Consider the following 18,354-nt stretch of genomic DNA (forward strand, 5'->3'; position numbering starts at 1 on the left):
CTATGCCGACTTGTCATCATCCATTAACGCCAGCAACGCTGGCGTTAATGTTTGTGGAATAACAGAATAAATGAATCTATTAAAATCGCTGGCGGCCGTCAGCTCGATGACCATGTTTTCACGCGTGCTTGGTTTCGCGCGCGACGCCATTGTGGCAAGGGTATTTGGGGCAGGGATGGCGACGGACGCCTTCTTTGTTGCCTTTAAGCTGCCGAACCTGCTGCGCCGAATTTTTGCCGAAGGCGCGTTCTCCCAGGCGTTTGTGCCCATTCTGGCCGAATACAAAAGTAAGCAGGGCGAAGATGCCACGCGCATCTTTGTCTCATACGTATCCGGGCTGCTGACGCTTGCGCTGGCGCTGGTCACAGTCCTTGGAATGCTTGCGGCTCCGTGGGTGATTCTGGTTACCGCACCGGGCTTTGCCGACACGGCGGACAAATTTGCGCTAACGTCGAGCCTGCTGCGCATCACCTTCCCGTACATTTTGCTGATTTCGCTGGCGTCGCTGGTGGGGGCAATTCTCAATACCTGGAACCGTTTCTCTGTGCCAGCGTTCGCCCCAACGTTCCTTAATCTCAGCATGATTGGCTTCGCGCTGTTTGCCGCCCCGCATTTTAATCCACCTATTCTGGCGCTGGCCTGGGCGGTAACGGTAGGGGGCGTATTACAGTTGGCCTATCAGCTGCCGCACCTGAAGAAAATTGGCATGCTGGTGCTGCCGCGTATCAGCTTTAAAGATGCGGGCGCAATGCGGGTTATCAAGCAGATGGGGCCGGCTATCCTCGGCGTTTCCGTCAGCCAGATTTCACTGATTATCAACACCATCTTTGCTTCGTTCCTGGTGTCCGGCTCGGTTTCCTGGATGTATTATGCTGACCGCCTGATGGAGTTTCCATCCGGGGTTTTAGGCGTGGCGCTGGGCACTATCCTGCTGCCGTCGCTGGCGAAGAGTTTTGCCACCGGCAACCACGATGAATATTCCCGCCTGATGGACTGGGGGCTGCGTCTTTGCTTCCTGCTGGCACTCCCAAGCGCGGTGGCGCTGGGGATTCTTGCAAAACCGCTGACCGTCTCTTTGTTCCAGTACGGCAAGTTTTCCGCTTTCGATGCCCTGATGACCCAGCGGGCGCTGGTGGCGTATTCGGTCGGTCTGATGGGGCTTATCGTGGTCAAGGTGCTGGCACCAGGCTTCTACTCCCGACAGGATATTAAAACCCCGGTTAAAATAGCCATTGTGACGCTGATTTTGACCCAGCTAATGAACCTCGCGTTTATTGGCCCGCTGAAACATGCGGGGCTTTCTCTGTCGATTGGTTTAGGGGCCTGTATTAACGCCTCGCTGCTTTACTGGCAGCTGCGCAAGCAGGATATTTTCCAGCCACAGGCGGGGTGGACGGCTTTTCTGCTGCGCCTGGTTGCTGCCGTGCTGGTGATGTCCGCGGTACTGATTGGGATGATGTACGTTATGCCTGCTTGGGATCTGGGCAATATGCCTTATCGCCTGTTGCGGCTGATGGCGGTGGTGGTGGCCGGCGTCGTCGCTTATTTTGCGACGCTGCTGTTGTTGGGCTTCAGGCTGAAAGATTTCGCCCGCCGCACGATTTGATTTTTTCTGGGTGGATGACGGTTTCGTCACGCCACCCTATTCTTTATATGTTGAAAGGTTAATTAGGTGACAGAGCGATGAGAGGAATAATCACAACCTGGTTCGAAGATAAGGGCTTCGGATTTATCAAAGATGAAAACGGTGAAAACCGTTATTTCCATGTGATTAAAGTCGCCAACCCGGAGCTTATCAAAAAGGACGCGTCGGTGACCTTCGAGCCGGGGACCAATAATAAAGGGCTGTCGGCGTTTGCCGTGAAAGTGGAACCCGAGAGCAAGCATCTGTTTATTGCGGGCGAGCGGCTGAAAATCACCTCGATCAAATCTTTCGTGGTGTACAGCGAAGAAGAGCCCGCGGACGGGAAAATTGATAAAGAAAACGCGGTGCTGTCGGTTGGCTTGCTGATGAACAGCATTCGCCCGAAGGCAGAGAAAAAAGAAGGGGAAATGCGGACGGTGAAAAAACTGGCCGTGACTACGTTCCAGGGCGAAACGCACCTCTTCTCAGAAGATGAGATTGATATTGAGGCGACGGTAAAAGTCCTGAAATCACTGAAATAAGCAAACGGCTGGTCAAGGAGAGTGTTGGCCAGCCGTTTTCATTGGCGAGGAAAATCAGATGGTGATTTTTTTTCCGCCGCGATTGCCCTGCGACGTTGCCTGCCCGTCGGCACCATAGAAGTCCGGTGCCTGATGCGGTTTTAATACGGCAATAGCCTGCTCATTGCGCGTCATTTGGTCTTCCAGTAACCAACCGTTGTGCTGGTTAATGTCCCGCAGGTGCAGGGTTTTTTGCGTAATCGTCTGCCAGCGCTGGCTAACGTCCAGGCTGGTGACCGCCCCGGCGTTTTGTTCCGCGCGACGCTGTTGCTCCAGGTAATCCAGCGTAGCCAGCAGCGAGCTTTTATCTTCAGTTATACGTTGCAGCGCATTGCTGTTTATCTGGCCTGCGGAAAGCTGCAGCTGTTCAGCGTCCATCACCTCTTTCAGTGAATTCAGCACTGCGGTCATTTGGTCCAGCACTTCTAACAGACGACTCACCGTTATTTACTCGACAAATAGCTTTGGGCTTCCTGGATAAGCGCGTCGGCGATCTTGCCGGTATCCATCTTCAGATCGCCGTTACGAATAGCCGTCTTCAGCGCTTCAACGCGCTCCATGTTGATATCGCCGGTGCCCGGCTGCATCAGTTTGGCCTGCGCATCGCTCAACTTTACGCTGGTGCTGTTGGCGGTGGTGGATTTTTCAAGACGGCTTTTTAGCGTCTGTGGATCGCTGGTTTCACGCGGTTGTACGGTGCTTACCGGTTTCAGTGGCGACGTGCGATCAATGCTCATTGTTCTCTCCTCATCGAGGGGCTCGCGGCGTAAGAGCCAGTCAGTATCATTTGTTGATAGTACTATCGGCAGTCGCCGCGGAATCTTTAAAAAGATTATAGATTAATCAGAATATTCCCATCAGCATCCACCGTCCCGCTCACCACCTGCCCTGAAGACATACGAACGCGGGCATTTTGCGCGACGGCAGCGTTATTCAGCGCTTTGCCTTCACCGTTGACGCTAAAGCCTTCGCCGGAGGCAATCACCTGAACCTGCTGACCGGCTTTTACTCTCCAGGCCTGACGTACCATCGTCTGGATCACCGGCTGGCCGGGCGCAATATCCCGAAGTGAAACGGCATCCGTCGCCTGGCCGAGATCCAGCATAGTTCGTGGCGGCAGTTGGTCAAGGCGCCCTTGGGTTAACTGTACGCTGCTGGCATCGATCCTTGCACCACGGGCGATGGGGCGGCTGGCAACCACATATTGGCCCGTGGCAATCACCTGAACCTGGATAAACCGTTTGTCGCTGCCGCAGCGGGCCATGACGCTAACGTTGCCCCACAGTTTGGCATTTCCGGGTGTTGAGAATTCTGGCTGAGGGCAGGCAGGAAGCTGAGCCTCCGGCGTTTTCACCTTGACGCTGACGTCATCGCTGATCCCCGCCAGTCGCTGTTGAAAATACTCAGTCAGCGGCCTTTCGAGTGCGCTCGCCATCGCCAACTGTGCGAACAGCAAGCTGGCCAGGCCGCTCAAGATTTTCAGACTTCTCATCGCGCTTCTCCGTATTCAGATTGCGGTGATTTTAACCGCGAGCCGTTTTGATCAAGGCGATAAATAGCGACGTATTTTGCGTTTATTCCACCCATCGCGTACGCGTAAGGGGCTTTAAGCTTTCGGACGATTCCTAATTCTATGGACCATGGAGGAAGCATGCTCGATAAACTGGACGCCGCACTGCGATTTCAGCAAGAAGCGCTTAATTTGCGTGCTCAGCGCCAAGAGATTCTGGCCGCGAATATCGCCAATGCCGACACGCCGGGCTTTCAGGCGCGCGATATCGACTTTGCCAGTGAAATGAAAAAAGTGATGGAGCGCGGACGCGTTGAAGGAGGCGGCATGTCTCTGGCGCTCACTTCGGCACGCCATATCCCGGCAGAAACCCACTCCACTCCGTCGCTCGATCTCCTTTACCGCGTACCTGACCAGCCCGCCATGGACGGTAACACCGTCGATATGGACCGTGAACGTACGCAGTTTGCCGATAACAGCCTGAATTACCAAACAAACCTCACGGTGCTTGGCGGGCAAATCAAAAGCATGATGTCGGTGCTACAGGGATAATCGATGGCCTTACTCAATATTTTCGACATCGCCGGATCGGCTATGACGGCCCAGTCCAAACGTATGAACGTGGCGGCGAGTAACCTCGCCAACGCCGACAGCGTTACCGGACCAGACGGTCAGCCTTACCGCGCAAAACAGGTCGTTTTCCAGGTGGATGCAGCTCCTGGCGCGGCGACCGGTGGCGTTAAAGTGACCAAGGTGATTGAGAGCGATGCGCCGGACAAACTGGTTTTCCAGCCGGGTAACCCGCTCGCGGACGCACGCGGCTACGTGCGTATGCCAAACGTTGATGTGGTCGGGGAGATGGTCAACAGCATGTCCGCCTCTCGTAGCTATCAGGCCAACGTTGAAGTGCTCAACACCGTGAAGGGCATGATGATGAAAACGCTCACTCTCGGTCAGTAACAGGAGCTGATATGTCCATTGCAGTCAAAATGAACGATCCGACTAACAATGTTGATCCTACGGCTGGTGCATCGAAAAACAGCCTGACGGGCAACAGCGCCGCAGATCTGCAGGGGAGCTTTCTGACCCTGCTGGTGGCGCAGTTAAAAAACCAGGATCCGACCAACCCGATGCAGAACAACGAACTGACCACGCAGCTGGCGCAGATCAGTACCGTTAGCGGCATCGAAAAGCTCAATACCACGCTGGGCTCAGTTTCCGGCCAGATCAACCAGAACCAGTCTCTGCAGGCCAGCGCCCTGATTGGCCATGGCGTCATGATCCCCGGTAATAAAATCCTCGCGGGTACCGATTCAAAAACCAACACCATCAGCACCACACCGTTTGGCGTCGAGCTGCAGCAGGCGGCGGACAAAGTCACGGCCACCATCTCCGATAAAGACGGCAAAGTGGTTCGTACTATCGATATTGGTGGGCTGAGTGCCGGCGTGCATACCTTTACCTGGGACGGCAGCGCCAACGACGGCACCAACGTGCCGGACGGCTCCTACACCGTGGCGATCAATGCCACGAATGGCGGGACACAGCTGGTGGCACAGCCGCTGAACTTCGCCATGGTGAGCGGGGTTATCAACGGTAAAGATGGCCTCAAACTGGATCTCGGAACCTACGGTTCTACGACCCTCGATGCAATCAGGCAAATTATTTAAGCCTATAACCTAAGCAGGAGTAAGACATGGCGTTTTCTCAAGCGGTCAGCGGCTTAAATGCTGCGGCCACCAACCTGGACGTGATTGGTAACAACATTGCCAACTCCGCCACCTACGGGTTTAAATCCGGCTCGGTCTCTTTTGCCGATATGTTCGCAGGCTCTAAAGTAGGCCTGGGCGTTAAAGTCGCGGGCGTGACCCAGAACTTTGGCGACGGTACCACCACCAGCACCGGCCGTGGCCTGGACGTGGCTATCAGCCAGAACGGTTTCTTCCGCCTGGTGGATAGCTCCGGTTCCGTATTCTACAGCCGTAACGGACAATTCAAGCTGGATGAAAACCGCAACCTGGTGAACATGCAGGGCCTGCAGCTGACTGGCTACCCGGCAACCGGTACGCCGCCAACTATTCAGCAGGGCGCCAACCCGGTAGGTCTGTCTGTGCCGAATACCCTGATGCCGGCCAAAATTACCACCAACGCGACCCAGCAGATCAACCTGAACTCCACCGATAAGACGCCAACTGTGGCGTTCGATCCCACCAATGCGAACAGCTACAACAAGAAGGGTACGGTAACCGTTTACGACAGCCAGGGTAACGCCCACGGCATGGACGTGTACTACGTGAAGGCCGCAGACAATACCTGGCAGGTCTACACCAAAGACTCCTCCGTCGCTGGTTCTACGGCGACCCCACAAGGGTTTATGCGTTTCGACAATAACGGCAACCTGCTGGGGATTACCGCCGGGGCGACCGATGCTATCCCTAACCCAAACACGCTGCCAACCAGCATCAATGTGACCACCGGCGTCACCAACGGAGCGACGGCTGCTACCTTCGCGCTGAGCTTCCAGAACTCCATGCAGCAGAACACCGGTGCTAACAACATCGTGGCGACCACCCAGAACGGCTACAAGCCGGGTGACCTGACGTCTTACCAGATTAACGATGACGGCACCGTGGTCGGGAACTACTCCAACGAACAGAGCCAGCTTCTGGGGCAAATCGTGCTGTCCAACTTTGCTAACCCTGAAGGTTTGCAGTCCCAGGGCGATAACGTCTGGACCGCGAGCAACTCTTCCGGCGTTGCGCTGCTGGGCCTCGCGGGCACGGGGAACTTCGGTACCCTGACCAGCGGTGCGCTGGAGTCTTCGAACGTGGATCTGAGTAAGGAACTGGTCAACATGATCGTCGCGCAGCGTAACTATCAGTCGAACGCGCAGACCATCAAAACCCAGGACCAGATCCTCAACACCCTGGTTAACCTGCGCTAAGCGCCTGAAGGGACGGCTTAATGGATCATGCAATCTACACCGCCATGGGCGCTGCCAGCCAGACGCTGAATCAACAGTCCGTCACGGCGAGCAACATGGCGAACGCTTCCACACCGGGCTTCCGCGCGCAGCTTAATGCTTTGCGTGCTGTCCCGGTGGAAGGGCTTTCTCTGCCAACCCGTACCCTGGTGATTGCTTCAACGCCTGGGGCTGATATGACGCCTGGTCAGTTGGACTACACCTCGCGCCCGATGGACGTGGCTTTGCAGCAGGATGGCTGGCTGGCGGTGCAGACGCAGGACGGCGGAGAAGGCTATACCCGCAACGGTAACATTCAGGTCAGCCCTGCCGGTCAGTTGACTATCGGTGGCAGGCCCGTTATCGGCGAAGGTGGCCCTATTGCGGTGCCGGAAGGTTCGCAGCTTACCATCGCCGCGGACGGGACTATCTCCGCGCTGAACCCGGGCGACCCGCCAAATACCGTGGCGCCAATTGGCCGACTGAAGCTGGTGAAAGCCACACAGCAGGAGGTGGTGCGCGGGGATGACGGACTGTTTCGTTTGAACCCCGCCGCCCAGGCGACACGCGGTGCCATCGCGCAGGCCGACCCAACGATTAAGGTGATGTCCGGCGTACTGGAAGGCAGCAACGTCAAACCGGCAGAGGCGATGGCGGATATGATCGCCAACGCCCGTCGTTTTGAGATGCAGATGAAAGTTATCGCCAACGTTGATGAAAATGAACAGCGCGCTAACACGCTGCTGCAAATGACCTAACGCCCGGCTTACTTATTACAGGATTCAAACATGATCAATTCTTTATGGATCGCCAAAACGGGCCTTGATGCACAGCAAACCAATATGGATGTGATTGCCAACAACCTGGCAAACGTCTCCACCAACGGTTTCAAGCGTCAACGCGCCGTGTTTGAAGATTTGCTTTATCAAACCATTCGCCAGCCGGGGGCTCAGTCTTCTGAGCAGACGACGCTGCCGTCGGGTTTACAGATCGGGACCGGTGTTCGTCCGGTGGCCACCGAGCGTCTGCACAGCCAGGGTAATCTGTCTAAAACGGACAACAGCAAAGATGTGGCCATCAAAGGCGAAGGTTTCTTCCAGGTTCTGCTGCCGGACGGTACCGCCGCCTATACGCGCGACGGTTCTTTCCAGGTTGACCAAAATGGACAGCTGGTGACGGCGGGCGGTTTCCAGGTGCAGCCTGCGATTACCGTGCCGGCAAACGCGCTGAGCCTGACTATTGGCCGTGACGGTGTGGTGAGCGCGACTCTGCAAGGGCAGACCGCACCGGTGCAGGTAGGGCAACTGAACCTGACGACCTTTATGAACGATACCGGCCTGGAAAGTATTGGTGAAAACCTTTACACCGAAACGCAGGCATCCGGTGCGCCAAACGATTCCACGCCGGGATTGAACGGCGCAGGCCTGCTCTATCAGGGCTATGTTGAGACCTCAAACGTAAACGTTGCTGAAGAGCTGGTAAACATGATCCAGGTTCAGCGCGCCTACGAAATCAACAGCAAAGCGGTCAGCACCACCGACCAGATGCTGCAAAAACTGACGCAAATGTAAGGCGTTTGCCGACGCGTGAAAGCGCGTCGGCTGCCGTGACCTGAAGATGAAAGCAATGCAAAACCCAATGGTGCTCCGTCCTGTTCTCCTGAGTCTGGTGTTTGCCGTAAGCGGCTGCGCCTTAGTGCCTAGTAAACCGCTGGTTGAAGGGGCCACGACCGCGCAGCCGGTGCCCGGTCCTTCGCCAACGATTAACGGATCAATATTCCAGACCGCGCAGCCGATGAACTATGGTTATCAGCCGCTGTTTGAAGACCGCCGTCCGCGTAATATCGGCGACACCCTGACCATTCAGCTTCAGGAAAACGTTAGCGCCAGTAAGAGTTCCTCGGCGAACGCCAGCCGCGATGGAAAATCGGCCCTTGGCTTCGACACGGTACCGACTTTTGCTTCGGGGCTATTGGGAGGAGGGAAAGCTGACCTGAGTGCTTCCGGCAGCAATGGCTTTAACGGTAAAGGCGGTGCCAACGCCAGCAACACCTTCAGCGGCACCTTAACGGTAACCGTCGATCAGGTGCTGGCCAACGGAAACCTGCACGTCGTAGGTGAGAAACAGATTGCCATCAACCAGGGGACGGAGTTTATCCGCTTCTCTGGCGTAGTGAACCCGCGCACCATCAGCGGCAGCAACACCGTTGCGTCGACCCAGGTTGCGGATGCCCGAATTGAGTATGTCGGTAACGGCTACATTAATGAAGCGCAGAATATGGGCTGGCTGCAGCGCTTCTTCCTTAACGTATCGCCGATGTAAGCGAGGGTACCATGGTTAAATATTTATTCGGGTTGGTTGTGCTGCTGACAGCGGCTTATGCATCAGCTGACCGTATTCGTGACCTGACGACCGTACAGGGCGTGCGTGAAAACTCCCTGATTGGCTACGGCCTGGTGGTTGGGCTGGACGGCACCGGTGACCAGACGACGCAAACGCCGTTTACTACACAAAGCCTGAACAACATGCTTTCCCAGCTGGGCATTACCGTGCCGACCGGCACCAATATGCAGCTGAAAAACGTGGCGGCGGTGATGGTGACGGCAAAATACCCGGCGTTCGCGCGCGCTGGGCAAAACATTGATGTTGTTGTTTCGTCCATGGGTAATGCAAAAAGCCTGCGCGGCGGTACGCTCTTAATGACGCCGCTCAAAGGCGTGGATAACCAGGTTTATGCCCTGGCACAGGGTAACGTGCTGGTGGGTGGTGCGGGCGCAGCGGCAGGTGGCAGCAGCGTGCAGGTGAACCAGCTTAACGGCGGACGTATCACCGGCGGTGCGGTTATTGAACGCGAGCTGGCCGGGACTTTCGGCAACAGCAACACCCTTAATCTGCAGCTTAACGATGATGACTTCAGCCTGGCCCAGCGGATCACCGACACCATTAACCGTTCCCGTGGCTTCGGCAGCGCAACAGCGCTGGATGGCCGTACGATTCAGATCCGCGTGCCAAGCGGCGGTAGCTCTCAGGTTCGTCTGCTGGCGGATATTCAGAACCTTGAAGTGAGTATGCCGGTGCAGGATGCGCGCGTGGTGATCAACTCTCGCACGGGTTCCGTGGTGATGAACCGCGAAGTGACGCTGGATAACTGCGCCGTTGCGCAGGGTAACCTGTCGGTGACTGTTAACCGTCAGAATCAGGTCAGCCAGCCGAATACGCCATTTGGTGGCGGTCAGACCGTGGTAACGCCGCAAACGCAGATCGACCTGCGCCAGAGCGGTGGCTCGGTACAGCGCGTTAATTCCAGCGCTAACCTGAATAATGTCGTCCGTGCGCTAAATGCGCTGGGGGCCACGCCTATCGATCTGATGTCTATCCTGCAATCCATGCAAAGCGCGGGCTGCCTGCGTGCGAAATTGGAAATCATCTAATGCTGACTGACGCCCGTTCACTTGCTAATGCCGCGTTTGACGCCAACTCGCTCAATGATTTAAAGGCGAAGGCCGGACAAGATCCTAAGGGCAACCTGAAGGAGGTGGCTCATCAGGTGGAAGGGATGTTCGTCCAGATGATGCTGAAAAGCATGCGTGAGGCGCTGCCGAAGGACGGTCTCTTCAGCAGCGAGTCCACGCGCATGTACACCAGCATGTATGACCAGCAGATAGCCCAACAGCTGAGTGCGAAAGGACTGGGGCTGGCGGATGCAATGGTTAAGCAAATGAGTAACGAGCAGGTCGAGCCTTCGGAAACTGCTGGTCAGGTGCCGATGAAACTCGACCCGCAAACGGTCACCAGCTACCAGAACCAGACGCTAACGCAAATGGTGCGTCAGGCCGTGCCTCGTGCGCCTTCTAACGAAGAGCCGATGAGCGGAGACAGCAAAGACTTCCTGGCGCAGCTCTCGCTGCCGGCGCGTCTGGCCAGTGAGGCCAGCGGCATTCCGCACCACCTGATTCTGGCGCAGGCCGCGCTGGAGTCCGGCTGGGGACAGCGTCAGATCCGCACCGAAAAAGGCGAGCCAAGCTTCAACCTGTTCGGCGTTAAGGCGACGCCGGGCTGGAAGGGGGCGACCACGGAAATCACCACCACCGAATTTGAAAACGGTGAGGCGAAGAAGGTGAAAGCGAAGTTCCGCGTTTACAGCTCGTACCTGGAAGCGCTTTCTGACTACGTTGGCTTACTGACGAAAAACCCGCGCTATGCCGCCGTGACGAATGCGTCTTCAGCAGAGCAGGGCGCTCAGGCGCTGCAAAACGCCGGTTACGCCACCGATCCGAACTACGCACGTAAGTTGACCGGTATGATCCAGCAGCTGAAAGCCATGAGCGACAAGGTCTCCAAAGCTTACAGCACTGATTTGTCGAATTTGTTCTGAACAGACTCAAGTCCCGTGGCCTGCTGCCGATAATAGGTAGCAGAACCTTTGACCACACGCTATCAAGGAACCTTCATGTCCAATAGCCTGATTAACAGCGCCATGAGTGGCCTGAGTGCTGCCCAGGCGGCATTAAGCACCGTCGGCAATAACATTTCTAACTATAACGTAAGCGGTTATACCCGCCAGACGACGATTCTGTCCCAGTCAAAAAGCACCCTGACCGGGGGCGGCTATATTGGCAACGGCGTGTATGTTAACGGCGTGCAGCGTGAGTACGACTCCTTTATTACCAACCAGCTGCGTGCGGCCCAGACACAAAGCAGTGGGCTGACAACTCAATACCAGCAGATGTCAAAAATTGACAACATTCTGTCCGGGACGACCAACTCGCTGTCAAAAACCATGCAGGATTTCTTCTCTGGCCTGCAGACCCTGACCAGTAATGCTCAGGATCCTGCCGCTCGTCAGGCGCTGTTGGGCAAAGCTGATGGCCTGGTAAACCAGTTTAAGGTCACTGACCAGTACCTGCGCGATCAGGACAAGCAGGTAAACCTTTCGATCAGCAGCAGCGTGGATCAAATCAACACCTACGCTAAGCAAATTGCGAACCTGAACGACCAGATTTCTCGCCTGAAAGGTGTGGGTGCTGGTTCAGCACCGAATGACTTGTTGGATCAGCGCGATCAGCTGGTTAGCCAACTGAACCAGATCGTGGGCGTAGACGTCAGCGTGCAGGATGGTGGCACCTATAACGTCTCTATTGGTAACGGTATTACCCTGGTGCAAGGCGACACGGCTAACCAACTGGCGGCCGTTAACTCCAGCGCAGACCCTTCCCGTACGACGGTGGCCTTTGTCGACCCGGTCGCCGGTAAAGTTGAAATTCCAGAAAGCCAGCTGAACAGCGGTTCTCTGGGCGGCTTATTCACTTTCCGTTCTCAGGATTTGGACAGCGCCCGTAACCGCCTGGGCCAGATGGCGCAAGCTTTTGCGACGGCAATGAACAGCCAGCACGCGCAGGGCTATGATGCCAACGGCGATAAAGGAACCGATCTGTTTACTGTCGGTGGCCCAAGTGTTGTGAGCAACAGCCGCAATACCAGCGGTACCCAGCTCACCGCCACCACCACCGACAGCAAGCAGGTTCAGGCCAGCGATTACAAGGTTGAGTTTGTGGGCGGGAACTGGAAAGTGACCCGTCTGTCGGACAACGCCAACATTAACCCCGGCACGACCACGGATGCAGGCGGCAACGTTAGCCTGAACTTTGACGGACTAAAAGTTGACGTGAGCGGCACGCCCGGCAACAACGAAAGCTTCACCGTTAAACCGGTATCCGATGCGGTGGTGAACATGAGCCTGGCCGTGAAAGATGAGTCGAAACTGGCATTGGCAAGCGATCCTACCGCCGGCAAGAGTGATAACCGCAACGCCCAGGCTATGTTGGATCTGCAGAATTCCAAGCAGGTCGAAGGCAACAAGTCGTTCAACGATGCGTATGCCACCCTGGTCAGCGACGTGGGGAACAAAACGGCAAGCCTGAAAGTGACCAGCACAACCCAAGGGAACGTGGTAACGCAGCTAACCAAGCAGCAGCAATCTATCTCTGGGGTTAGCCTCGATGAAGAGTATGGCAACCTGCAGCGTTACCAGCAGTACTACATGGCTAACGCCCAGGTCCTTCAGACTGCATCAGCGCTGTTTGATGCGTTGCTGAATATTCGCTAACGGGAGCCAGCGTCATGCGTATCAGTACCCAAATGTTATATGACCAGAACATGCGCGGCATCAGCGATGCGCAGAGTTTATGGATGAGTTATGGCGAGCAGATGAGCACCGGTAACCGCGTTAACCGACCATCAGACGATCCTGTTGCAGCGTCTCAGGCGGTGGTGCTTTCCCAGGCGCAGTCCATGAACGATCAGTACAAACTGGCGCGCACCTTTGCGACGCAGAAAGTTTCGCTGGAAGAGAGCGTTTTGCAGCAAACGGTCTCTTCAATCCAAAGTGCCCAGGAGAAAGTTGTGTATGCTGCCAGCAGCGGAACGTTGAGTGATGACGACCGTGCCTCGCTGGCAACCGATCTTGAAGGTATTCGCAACCAAATATTGAACCTGGCTAACAGTACCGACGGGAACGGTCGTTATATTTTTGCTGGTTACAAAACGGAAGCCCCGCCTTTTACCGGAGGGGCAGGTAGCATCACCTATCAAGGCGGAACGCTTCCGATTACCCAGCAGGTTGACACCGCCCGGACCATGACGATTGGCCATACCGGCAATGATGTTTTCAATCGCATCTCCAGTAACGCCACGCCGGAGCCCGATGGTTCGCCGAGCGAGACCAACATCTTTAATATGCTGGACTCGGCTATCGCAGCCCTGAAAACCCCAACGGCCGGGTTGGACGACGCAGGTAAGAAAGCCCTTGATGCGGCTGTCGCGAAAACAAACCGTGGCCTGAGCAATGCCCTGAGCAATGTGTCCACCGTGCGCGCTGAGTTAGGTACCCAGCTTAATGAACTGAGCAAACTGGATGATCTCGGTAATGAAAGAGCGCTGGCGCAAACTGACCAGATGAGTCAGCTGGTTGGCGCCGACTGGACGGCAACCGTCTCTAACTATGTTCAGCAGCAGGCAGCGCTCCAGGCTTCTTATAAAGTCTTCACTGATTTGCAAGGCATGTCACTGTTCCAGCTTAATAGCCGATAGCCTTCAACGTTTTGGGCGCGTTATGAAACTGAACGCGCTTTATATGCCCGCTTCCGCACCCCGGAGCGGGCTTTTTTTTGTATAAATTTCACCAGCCGCAAACTTCGTGCTCGTCTTCCGTGTCATAGGCGCGGACAGTATTGACCAGCTCTTTGACCACTTCGGCGGCGACGTCCGGGATCAGGAGCGTCATTGGTGTTTCGGTTTCATAGTCAACCGACACGCCGTTGCTGTTATTTGTCACGCTGACGGTATAGGTTGCTTTGCTCATCATGAATGCCTCTGGCTGTTGACCACTTTACCCAGGCCGTTGCCTTCCAGCTTCGCTTCAGGCGAGGCGAAGAAGTCGATATTGAAATACGTATCGTCGGTCAGAAGTTCAATGCGGTGCCACTTCTGCGGCGGAGAAATAGCAAAGGCTCCGGCCTCAATAACGATTTCCACATCCGGTGTTGTGGAATCGGCGTCGGGAAAACCAAAATATTTCACCGCGCCCTGCATCACGGAGAGGCGACCAAAAACGCCTGCTTTGGTGTTGTGGTGAGTAAATAAAGCGGCAGGCGCAGTCTCTTTAGTCCAGAACGGCGTGGCGCGGGTATGTAGATAGTTTTTTGGAATAGTCAGCATAATAAGATTCCTTCTGTCATTACATGGAGCGGAGCACTTCCGGGGCGATAAAAAAATCGATGTTGAAGACTGCATCCTCGGTGATTAGCTCGAGGTGATGCCATTTTTCTGGCGGAAACACGCCAAAGTGGCCTGCGGCAACGATCAGTTCTGTTTCTGGCTCGGGCGTGGTGGCATCGGCATAGCCCAGGTAGCGAACCTTGCCTTGCATGACGCTCAGGCGGGGGTAGACGCCAGGGCGCGTGCCTTTATCAAGATGCCGTTGAAACAGGCCTGCGGGAGCAGAATCTTTATCCCAGAAGGGAGAAGAGCGGGTGTGAATGCAGTTCTGCGGTACAGGGAGCATGGTTCGTTTCTCCTCAACAAGTTCTGCAGGCATTACATCATACAATTAGTCACGGCGTTTATCATAAAGTGCATTTTAAATGCATCTTATGATGCTGGCGATTTTCTCGCTTATCAGTCAGATTGGGGAAATAAAAAAGCCGGTCAGGTGACCGGCTTTTTACTTAGCGCTGGAGATTACTCTACGCTTTGTGGGCGAGTGGCTGGCGCGGTGGCCTGATGGCTGGCGCTGTGACCGCCGGCAGAGCCTTTCCCGCTGAAGCCAAAGTCCGGGCGAACCCAGTCGCTTTGGCGTGGTGCTTCAGGCGTATATTCCGGGGCCGGGGCACGAGTCATTGGCGCTGTAGCGTGCTTAGCGGCTACAGAAGATTCGGTGTTAACCTCTGGCGTCACAGATGTGGCTTCTACCACAGGCGCTGCTTCCACAACAGGTTTTATCTCTTCAACCACTGCAACCTGCGCTTCTTCGATCGCGGGAGCTTCCGCAGCCACCGGCGCTGGTTCGCTGGCTTCTGCAACCACTTGAACAGTTTCTTCCTCTGCAGGCGTACTCTGTTCCACGATCTCTGCGGCAGGCGCTTCTTCCACTACGGCAACTGGCTGCGGCTCTTCAGCCACCGGTGCTTCAATCACTTCTGGATGGGCTGTTTCCACCACGGCAGGTTCAATTACGGTTTCCACCGCTTTCACCGGCTCAATAACCTGAGTTTCTTCAACAGGGGCAACGGCTTCTACTGCTGCCGCCTCAGCCACGTTGACGTGCTGAACGTCTTCGTGAGTCTGGAAGGCCTCTTCCTGAGCAACTTGATCCTGTGGACGAGCAACAGGGTAGGTGATGAACACTTTCCCGGATGCCAGCTCTGGAGAGGCACATGCCGCTGCCAGTGGCATTGGGGATACCGCCGGGTAACGCTCATCACGATAGCGACGGCGACGCTGGCCGCTGACGCGCAGGTGACGAGGGGAGCGACGTGAACGACGCGGCATACCGGCATTTTCACGGTTTTCACCGTTATCATCCTGCTGTTCAGCATTCACCGGGGCTTCTACAACCGCCGGCAGCGCAATCGGTGCCTGTTCGACGCTGGCCTGCTCAGCCTGAGTTTCCTCTACTGCAGGAGCATCCGCAGATTCGATGCGAACTTTCTGGTTCAACTGGCGCGGTTTACGGCGTTGCATAACCTGAGTGCGTTCTTCCTGCTCGGCATCCTGCTCAACAACGTTGTCCTGCTGCAGCGCTTTGACTTCCTGCTGCGCCTGACGTTTTTCATCAGAGCGACGGCGGTTACGCTCGCGACGTGGCTGTTGCTCGTCACGGGACTTCTGCTGTTTGTCAGCATCGTCAACGGCTGCAACAACGTTCTGGCGTGATTCACGGACTTCCGCATTTTGCTGCTGGCCGTTACGACGGCTACGACGATTGTCGTCGCGACCTTCACGCGGTTCGCGAGCTTCGTTGTTACGGTCATCGCGGTTATTGCGATTGTCACGGTTATCGCGATCGCGGTTGTTACGATCCCCACGGTCATTGCGATCGCCACGATCGCGGCGGTTGTTCTGACGGCGGTTATTGTTACGACGATCCTGACGCTGATTATCAGAGCCGGTCGCTTTCTCTTCCTTCACTTCTTTCACTTCAGCGGCAGCGCTGTCGCCGGCGAAGAGTTTTTTCAGTGCAGAGAAGAAGCGGCTCACCAGACCCGGCTGTGCAGCGGCATCAGCGGTTGGCTTAACGGCTGGTTTAGCTGCGGCAATAGCAGGTTTCTCCGCCGTGGTTTCCTGTGGCGCAGGTGGCACTTCTGGCATTACGAAGGTGGCCAGAGCAGGCTGCTCAGGACGCTTACGCTCGGTGTACTCTTCGTCGGACGGCATCGCCATCTCTTCTTCATGCAGCTTAGGCAGCATGTAGCTAAGAGTCTGCGTTTCTTCGCCTTTACGCACGCGCAGTACGGAGTAGTGCGGGGTTTCCATCTGATCGTTTGGCACGATGATCGCGCGTACGCCGCCCTGACGTTTCTCAATGGCGCTTACCGCATCACGTTTTTCGTTCAGCAGGTAAGAGGCAATCGGTACAGGAACAATGGCGTGAACTTCTTTAGTGTTCTCTTTCAGCGCTTCTTCTTCAATCAGACGCAGAATGGAGAGCGACAGGGATTCGTTATCACGAATGGTGCCGGTACCGCTACAGCGAGGGCAGACGTGGTGGCTTGACTCGCCAAGAGAAGGGCTCAGACGCTGACGCGACATTTCCAGCAGGCCGAAACGTGAGATATGGCTGATCTGGATGCGGGCTCTGTCCTGGCGAACGGCTTCACGCAGGCGGTTTTCAACCGCGCGCTGGTGGCGAACCGGCGTCATGTCGATGAAGTCGATAACGATCAGGCCGCCAAGGTCACGCAGGCGCAGCTGACGGGCAATTTCATCGGCCGCTTCAAGGTTAGTGTTGAAAGCGGTTTCTTCGATATCACCGCCGCGGGTTGCACGCGCGGAGTTGATGTCGATGGCGGTCAGGGCTTCGGTGGTATCAATAACGATAGAACCGCCGGACGGCAGACGGACTTCACGCTGGAAGGCGGACTCAATCTGCGACTCAATCTGGTAGTGGCTGAACAGCGGAATTTCACCGGTGTAGAGCTTAATTTTGCTGCTGAAATCCGGGCGACCCAGGGCAGCGATGTGCTGGCGGGCCAGCTCAAGCACTTTCGGGTTGTCGATCAGGATTTCGCCAATGTCCTGGCGCAGGTAGTCGCGGAAGGCGCGAACGATAACGTTGCTCTCCTGGTGAATCAGGAAAGGAGCAGGGCGGTTTTCAGCGGCTTTCTGAATGGCTTCCCAGTGCTTGAGGCGGAAGCTCAGATCCCACTGCAGCGCTTCGGCTGACTTACCTACGCCCGCGGTACGTACGATAAGACCCATACCGTCCGGCAGTTCCAGGGAAGAAAGCGCTTCTTTTAATTCGGTACGGTCATCACCTTCGATACGACGAGAAATGCCGCCGGCGCGAGGGTTGTTAGGCATCAGAACCAGATAGCTGCCTGCAAGGCTGATAAAGGTGGTTAAGGCTGCACCTTTGTTGCCGCGCTCTTCTTTATCAATCTGGACGATCACTTCCTGGCCTTCACGAAGAACGTCTTTAATGTTCGGGCGACCGTGGGAAGAGTAGTTCGAAGGGAAGTATTCGCGAGCGATCTCTTTCAGAGGGAGGAAACCGTGTCTTTCTGCGCCATAATCAACAAACGCCGCTTCCAGACTGGGTTCAATACGGGTGATTTTGCCTTTATAGATGTTTGCTTTTTTCTGTTCGTGCCCTGGGCTTTCAATATCCAGATCGTACAGACGTTGCCCATCTACAAGGGCGACACGCAACTCTTCTTGCTGAGTTGCGTTAATTAACATTCTTTTCATCGTAACTTACTCATTATTCTTACATTGGCGACAGAGCTGCGGGCATGGTGACGCTAACCGGGAGTGAACCGATGGCCTCGTGACTAAACGCGTGTCGCCAACCTCACGGTTGTCGTTTGCTGAGAGGCGCAAAGTGTCGGTTGCCTGTATTTCATACGGAAATACAGCGCAATTATCGTGGGAATAACCTTAGAATATTTCTTAAGAGTTG

At 55.6% G+C, this 18,354-nt stretch carries 20 protein-coding genes; 13 read left to right on the forward strand and 7 right to left on the reverse strand.

Going from position 1 to position 18,354, the window contains the following annotated elements:
• Positions 1-70: 70 nt before the first annotated feature.
• A complete protein-coding gene (gene murJ / locus LH86_RS12720; RefSeq protein ID WP_039301836.1) occupies positions 71-1,606 on the forward strand; it encodes a murein biosynthesis integral membrane protein MurJ in 1,536 nt (511 codons plus the stop codon).
• A 77-nt stretch (positions 1,607-1,683) separates the two neighbouring features.
• A complete protein-coding gene (locus LH86_RS12725) occupies positions 1,684-2,166 on the forward strand; it encodes a cold-shock protein (protein WP_039291841.1) in 483 nt (160 codons plus the stop codon).
• Between the two features lie 54 nt (positions 2,167-2,220).
• Here LH86_RS12725 and flgN read toward each other — a convergent pair whose 3' ends face one another.
• The 3 genes from flgN to flgA all read right to left on the reverse strand — a co-directional run bounded on the left by flgN (position 2,221) and on the right by flgA (position 3,697).
• Complete coding sequence (gene flgN, locus LH86_RS12730) at positions 2,221-2,646, reverse strand: flagella biosynthesis chaperone FlgN (protein ID WP_039301840.1); 426 nt, start codon at positions 2,644-2,646, stop codon at positions 2,221-2,223.
• 2 nt (positions 2,647-2,648) lie between these two features.
• The gene (flgM, locus tag LH86_RS12735) at positions 2,649-2,942 is read right to left on the reverse strand and encodes a flagellar biosynthesis anti-sigma factor FlgM (RefSeq protein WP_039291844.1); all 294 of its coding nucleotides are present in this window, start codon (positions 2,940-2,942) and stop codon (positions 2,649-2,651) included.
• A 95-nt stretch (positions 2,943-3,037) separates the two neighbouring features.
• Entirely contained in the window at positions 3,038-3,697 is a 660-nt protein-coding gene (gene flgA / locus LH86_RS12740; protein WP_039301844.1) for a flagellar basal body P-ring formation chaperone FlgA, read from the reverse strand.
• A gap of 159 nt (positions 3,698-3,856) precedes the next feature.
• Between flgA and flgB the strand changes: the two genes are divergently transcribed.
• From flgB to flgL, 11 genes are all read left to right on the forward strand, one after another.
• Positions 3,857-4,267 (forward strand): flagellar basal body rod protein FlgB, encoded by a 411-nt coding sequence (gene flgB, locus LH86_RS12745; protein WP_008453500.1) that lies wholly within the window; start codon positions 3,857-3,859, stop codon positions 4,265-4,267.
• Positions 4,268-4,270: 3 nt separating this feature from the next.
• Positions 4,271-4,675 (forward strand): flagellar basal body rod protein FlgC, encoded by a 405-nt coding sequence (gene flgC / locus LH86_RS12750; protein WP_008453499.1) that lies wholly within the window; start codon positions 4,271-4,273, stop codon positions 4,673-4,675.
• Positions 4,676-4,686: 11 nt separating this feature from the next.
• Positions 4,687-5,385: a flagellar hook assembly protein FlgD gene (gene flgD, locus LH86_RS12755; RefSeq protein WP_039301847.1), complete on the forward strand. Its 699-nt coding sequence runs from the start codon at positions 4,687-4,689 to the stop codon at positions 5,383-5,385.
• Between the two features lie 26 nt (positions 5,386-5,411).
• Complete coding sequence (gene flgE / locus LH86_RS12760; protein ID WP_039301850.1) at positions 5,412-6,659, forward strand: flagellar hook protein FlgE; 1,248 nt, start codon at positions 5,412-5,414, stop codon at positions 6,657-6,659.
• A gap of 20 nt (positions 6,660-6,679) precedes the next feature.
• Positions 6,680-7,435, forward strand: a complete 756-nt coding sequence (locus LH86_RS12765; RefSeq protein ID WP_008453495.1) for a flagellar basal body rod protein FlgF — start codon at positions 6,680-6,682, stop codon at positions 7,433-7,435.
• A gap of 30 nt (positions 7,436-7,465) precedes the next feature.
• Positions 7,466-8,248, forward strand: coding sequence for a flagellar basal-body rod protein FlgG (flgG, locus tag LH86_RS12770; protein WP_039291854.1), 783 nt, complete (start codon positions 7,466-7,468; stop codon positions 8,246-8,248).
• A 55-nt stretch (positions 8,249-8,303) separates the two neighbouring features.
• Positions 8,304-8,999 (forward strand): flagellar basal body L-ring protein FlgH, encoded by a 696-nt coding sequence (locus LH86_RS12775; RefSeq protein WP_085938871.1) that lies wholly within the window; start codon positions 8,304-8,306, stop codon positions 8,997-8,999.
• Positions 9,000-9,010: 11 nt separating this feature from the next.
• Complete coding sequence (locus LH86_RS12780) at positions 9,011-10,108, forward strand: flagellar basal body P-ring protein FlgI (protein ID WP_039301854.1); 1,098 nt, start codon at positions 9,011-9,013, stop codon at positions 10,106-10,108.
• Entirely contained in the window at positions 10,108-11,052 is a 945-nt protein-coding gene (flgJ, locus tag LH86_RS12785) for a flagellar assembly peptidoglycan hydrolase FlgJ (RefSeq protein ID WP_008453487.1), read from the forward strand. The genes LH86_RS12780 and flgJ overlap by 1 nt, the downstream gene beginning before the upstream one ends.
• A gap of 75 nt (positions 11,053-11,127) precedes the next feature.
• The gene (gene flgK, locus LH86_RS12790) at positions 11,128-12,783 is read left to right on the forward strand and encodes a flagellar hook-associated protein FlgK (protein WP_039301859.1); all 1,656 of its coding nucleotides are present in this window, start codon (positions 11,128-11,130) and stop codon (positions 12,781-12,783) included.
• A 14-nt stretch (positions 12,784-12,797) separates the two neighbouring features.
• Entirely contained in the window at positions 12,798-13,766 is a 969-nt protein-coding gene (gene flgL, locus LH86_RS12795; RefSeq protein WP_039301862.1) for a flagellar hook-associated protein FlgL, read from the forward strand.
• A gap of 88 nt (positions 13,767-13,854) precedes the next feature.
• Here flgL and LH86_RS12800 read toward each other — a convergent pair whose 3' ends face one another.
• From LH86_RS12800 to rne, 4 genes are all read right to left on the reverse strand, one after another.
• Positions 13,855-14,037, reverse strand: coding sequence for a DUF1869 domain-containing protein (locus LH86_RS12800; protein ID WP_039301864.1), 183 nt, complete (start codon positions 14,035-14,037; stop codon positions 13,855-13,857).
• Entirely contained in the window at positions 14,037-14,393 is a 357-nt protein-coding gene (locus tag LH86_RS12805) for a DUF1971 domain-containing protein (RefSeq protein WP_039301866.1), read from the reverse strand. The genes LH86_RS12800 and LH86_RS12805 overlap by 1 nt, the downstream gene beginning before the upstream one ends.
• Before the next feature lie 19 nt (positions 14,394-14,412).
• Positions 14,413-14,739: a DUF1971 domain-containing protein gene (locus LH86_RS12810; RefSeq protein ID WP_039301871.1), complete on the reverse strand. Its 327-nt coding sequence runs from the start codon at positions 14,737-14,739 to the stop codon at positions 14,413-14,415.
• Between the two features lie 176 nt (positions 14,740-14,915).
• Complete coding sequence (gene rne, locus LH86_RS12815; protein ID WP_039301877.1) at positions 14,916-18,143, reverse strand: ribonuclease E; 3,228 nt, start codon at positions 18,141-18,143, stop codon at positions 14,916-14,918.
• Between the last annotated feature and the right edge of the window lie 211 nt (positions 18,144-18,354).

It is taken from the genome of Cedecea neteri, from assembly GCF_000758325.1.
GTDB classification, from domain to species: domain Bacteria; phylum Pseudomonadota; class Gammaproteobacteria; order Enterobacterales; family Enterobacteriaceae; genus Cedecea; species Cedecea neteri_B.